Raw genomic sequence first — 1,763 nt, forward strand, 5'->3', positions numbered from 1 at the left:
CCTCGGCCCGCAGGCCACTCGGCGAGGGCCCACGCACGACCAGCCCGACGTTGGGATTGATAGCGGTAAGCACCGCCACGATTGTCGCGGTGGCCGCACACGCCCGCACATCGCAAGGGCTGATCACGACGACCAGATCGGCTGTGTCCAAGGCAGTTTGAGCCGCATCGGTGAGCCGACGCGGAAGGTCGCAGACCACGGTGGCACCGCCGCGGCGGCCGGCATCGACGACGGCGTCCACCGCTCCGGCGTCCAGTTCGTAGCCGCGCCGAGTGCCCGACAGCATGCAGACCCCGCGATGGCGCGGCAACGCCTCACGCACGGATGACCAGTTCAGCCGTCCGCCTTGCAATGCCAGGTCGGGCCAGCGCACACCGGGCGTGGTTTCGCAGCCCACCAGCAGATCGATGCCACCACCCCAGGGATCGAGATCGACCAGCAACGGATCGGTCGCGACCTGTGCCAGAGCGGCAGCGAACAGTGACGCGCCCGCCCCGCCACGCCCACCGATCACCGCGATGACCTCGCCGCGCGCGCGGTCGTCACGCGCGGATTCGCCGGCATCGGCGAGCTCGCGGACCAGATCGCGCTCTTGGATGGGCAGCTTGAGCACATGCCGTGCGCCCACCTCGACGGCCGCGGCCCATGTCGCCGAAGCCGGTTCGCCACCCGTCACCACGATCACGTGCGCGCGGCGCGGCAGTCCAATGCGTGCGCATCCGTTTGCCGCGGCCTCGTCGAGCACTACCGCCGCGGCCGCCGACCAGGTTTTCCTGCTGATCGGTGATGTGCCTTCGGCATGGACGACCCGCACGCCGGCGGCCGCTGCGACCCGGTCGACCTCATCGCGCAATGCGGGTTCGGCCAAAACGGCCAGGATTCCGCGGGCGCCGGCAGTGTCGGTAGAGGTGGTCATGGGGCCACCGTGCCCGGGCACAACCCGGCGCCGCCAGTCGCAAACGAGGATCTGTGGACAACGCCTGGAGTGGGCACAACTCGGGGCTCGCACTGGCAAAGCCAGCGGGCCACGGCGAAGGTTTACCCGACAAAAGGGACGACCCCCGCCAGGGGGGGAGGAGGCGAGGGTCGTCGTGTATCAGCCCCGGGGGGTCGGGCTGATACACCCTCGGCTAAGCCGAGTACTGCTTACTATACACACGACAGGATCTTGCAGCGCAAGAGCTGTTTGAAGTTGTGCGCATGGCTTTCGTACGTGTTGCGCCTGGACCGGGCCGCCGTCGCGAGCAACCGAACCGGGTTTGACCGGCCGTTTTGTGGGCCACATCGCGATTTGTCGCGTCATCCCCCTATGCTGGGGCGGTGACCGTCTCCGACTCGGCCGCTGACCAGCAAACATCCCCACCAAGCACCGGTCGCACTCCTCGCACCGCCGCATTTTTCGATCTCGACAAGACCATCATCGCCAAGTCCAGCACGCTGGCGTTCAGCAAACCTTTCTTCGACCAGGGATTGATTAACCGGCGCGCCGTGCTCAAGTCGAGTTACGCCCAATTTCTGTTCCTGCTATCCGGCGCCGACCACGACCAGATGGACCGGATGCGCATCCATCTGACCAACATGTGCACCGGCTGGGATGTCGAGCAGGTCAAGTCGATTGTCAGCGAGACGCTGCACGACATTGTCACGCCGCTGGTGTTCGCCGAAGCCGCAGACCTGATCGCCAGCCACAAGCTGTGCGGCCGCGATGTCGTGGTGGTCTCGGCATCTGGCGAGGAACTGGTGGCACCGATCGCGCGTGCGCT

General features: G+C 66.8%; 2 protein-coding genes. One reads left to right on the forward strand and one right to left on the reverse strand.

The features are described from left to right. Positions 1–916: septum site-determining protein Ssd (ssd, locus tag WAN71_RS03355; protein ID WP_422223971.1), on the reverse strand; the 916-nt coding region annotated here is incomplete at its 3' end. A gap of 404 nt (positions 917–1,320) precedes the next feature. Between ssd and WAN71_RS03360 the strand changes: the two genes are divergently transcribed. Beyond that, the coding region (locus WAN71_RS03360; RefSeq protein WP_422223972.1) for an HAD-IB family hydrolase at positions 1,321–1,763 on the forward strand (443 nt) is incomplete at its 3' end.

Origin of the sequence: Mycobacterium sp. (assembly GCF_049280035.1) — a bacterium.
Classification (GTDB): Bacteria; Actinomycetota; Actinomycetes; order Mycobacteriales; family Mycobacteriaceae; genus Mycobacterium.